This is a genomic window from Phyllobacterium sp. P5_D12 (assembly GCF_054049495.1).
The window spans coordinates 1-2,652 of record NZ_JBFUMG010000588.1 but is presented as its reverse complement, the minus strand read 5'-3'; the positions used below and the strand labels follow the sequence as shown (position 1 = coordinate 2,652).

The 2,652-nt window shown below is 57.4% G+C and carries 2 protein-coding genes; both read right to left on the bottom strand.

Annotated features, from left to right (window positions below):
- A partial coding sequence (locus tag ACXJ5O_RS23885; protein WP_457302074.1) for a nitrate reductase cytochrome c-type subunit occupies positions 1 to 390 on the bottom strand: 390 nt, incomplete at its 3' end.
- Positions 360 to 2,652: periplasmic nitrate reductase subunit alpha (gene napA / locus ACXJ5O_RS23880; protein WP_457302073.1), on the bottom strand; the 2,293-nt coding region annotated here is incomplete at its 5' end. The genes ACXJ5O_RS23885 and napA, both read right to left, overlap by 31 nt.

Genomic DNA, 2,652 nt, shown 5'->3' with positions numbered 1-2,652 from the left:
GAAATAGCGCCGCGGCGACACGTCGGCCAGCATCTGGCCTTCACGGGTCATGTAGTGGGTGACACTGATCATCGGAGCGCCCGACCCTTGGGTAAACTCGCGCTTATGGCACGACAGGCAGCGGTTGGCGTTCACGGACAGCTGATAGCCTTCGATTGAATGCGGGATGACAGGTGGTTGGTCCGGATAGGCGCGCATCCTGCGGATATCGTCGACCGTCCATTTCGGAATCGGCGCAGCCGGGATTTCCTCCATGGCCTCATCGGGCCCGGACAGCGCAGGCACCATCTGCGCAATTGCCGCGGGTCCCACGAACAATACGAAGGTAAAAATAGCCAAAACCCACGCTGGTCGGTGGGCTATGCGACCGAAACAATCTTGACCGCGCATTTTTTGAAATCCGTCTGTTTGGAGATGGGATCCGTGGCATCAAGGGTGACTTTGTTGATAAGCTGGCTGGCATCGAACCACGGCACGAAGATCACGCCTTTGGGCATGCGGTTGCGTCCGCGGATGTCGATGCGGGAACGGATTTCCCCGCGCCTGGAAATGATCCGAACTTCGGCCCCCTGGTTAATACCGCGCTTACGGGCATCGTCCGCGTTCATGAAACATCGAGCCCCCGGAAAGGCCCTGTATAGCTCTGGAACCCGCATGGTCATCGACCCGGAGTGCCAGTGTTCAAGGACGCGTCCCGTGACAAGCCAGATATCGAACTCGTCGTCGGGAGATTCAGCCGGAGGTTCATAGGGAACGGCGAGAATGATAGCCTTGCCGTCCGGCCGCCCATAGAATTTTACGCCTTCGCCTTGCTTGACGTAGGGATCATAGCCTTCGCGGTAACGCCATCTCGTCTCTTGGCCGTTAACCACAGGCCAGCGCAGTCCGCGCTCTTCGTGGTAGCGGTCGTAAGGTGCAAGGTCGTGGCCGTGACCACGACCGAAAGTGGCATACTCTTCAAACAATCCCTTTTGGATGTAGAAACCGAACGCTTGGGCTTCGTTGTTGCTATACTCGGGGCTGAGCTCGCTTGTTGGGAAGCGGTCGACGACTCCGTTGCTGAACAACACCTCGTAGAGTGTCTTGCCGCGATAGCCTGGATTGGCAGCAAGGGTCTCCGCAGGCCAGACCTCGTCCGTCGTGAAACGTTTGGAGAATTCGGCCATTTGCCACAGGTCAGAACGTGCATCCCCGGGTGCCTGTACAAGTTGATGCCAAACGTGAGTGCGCCGCTCGGCATTGCCGTATGCGCCTTCCTTTTCCACCCACATGGCGGCTGGCAGGATTAGATCGGCACTCATCGCCGTGATGGTTGGATAGGCATCTGATACTACGATGAAATTATCGGGATTGCGGTAGCCTTGATAGGTTTCATTGCTGGTGTTGGGGGCCGCCTGCACGTTGTTATTGACCTGGACCCAATAGAAGTTGAGCTTGCCGTCCTTCAGCATTCTGTCCTGCTCGACAGCGTGATAGCCCGGCTTTTCCGGGATAATACCGTGAGGAACATGCCAGATCTCCTCAGCATGCTTGCGGTGCTCCGGATTGGTGACCACCATGTCCGCGGGCAAGCGGTGGGCGAATGTGCCCACTTCGCGAGCCGTACCGCAAGCCGATGGCTGGCCAGTCAATGAGAATGGGCTGTTGCCCGGTTCCGAGATTTTGCCAGTCAACAGATGGATATTGTAGACCATCTGGTTCGCCCAGACGCCGCGCACGTGCTGGTTGAAACCCATCGTCCAGAGCGACATGACTTTACGACCGGGATCAGCATAGAGCTCGGCAAGCTCTTCGAGGAAACCGGAATCGACCCCGGAAAGTTCGGATACCTTTTTAAGCGTGTATTCCGACACAAGTGTCTTGAACGCCTCAAAGTCTATGGGCTCCATCTTCCCCGGATCGGAGGCATTTTTGGCTTTGATCTCCAAGGGGTGGTCCGCGCGCAAACCGTAACCAATATCGGTCACACCGCGCATGAACGTCGTATGCTGCCTGACGAACTCTTCGTTGACCCGTCCGGTCTGGATGATGTGATTTGCGATGTAGTTGAGGATCGCGAGGTCTGTTCCGGGCTTGAAGATTATCGGCACGTCAGCAAGGTCCATGCTGCGGTGGGTAAAGGTCGAGAGCACCGCGACCTTGACGTGTTCGTGGCCTAGACGGCGGTCGGCGATCCGCGTCCAGAGGATCGGATGCATCTCGGCCATGTTCGAGCCCCAAAGGACAAACGCGTCGGCGTGTTCGAAATCGTCATAGCAGCCCATGGGCTCGTCCATGCCGAACGTGCGCATGAAGGCATAGGCAGCCGAGGCCATGCAGTGCCGTGCATTCGGGTCGAGATTATTCGAGCGGAACCCGGCCCGCATGAGCTTGGTCGCGGCATAGCCTTCAAAGATCGTCCACTGGCCGGAGCCAAACATTCCGACAGCTGTTGGGCCTTTTTCCTTCAATACCCGCTTGCACTGTTCGGCCATTACGTGGAACGCCTCGTCCCAGGTCACGGGTTCGAACTCACCGTCCTTGCTGTAATTGCCGCCCTTCTTGCGCAAGAGCGGCGTTGTCAGGCGATCAGCGCCATACATGATCTTCGAGAGGAAATAGCCCTTGATGCAGTTCAGACCGCGATTGACTTCGGCCTGCGTATCGCCATGC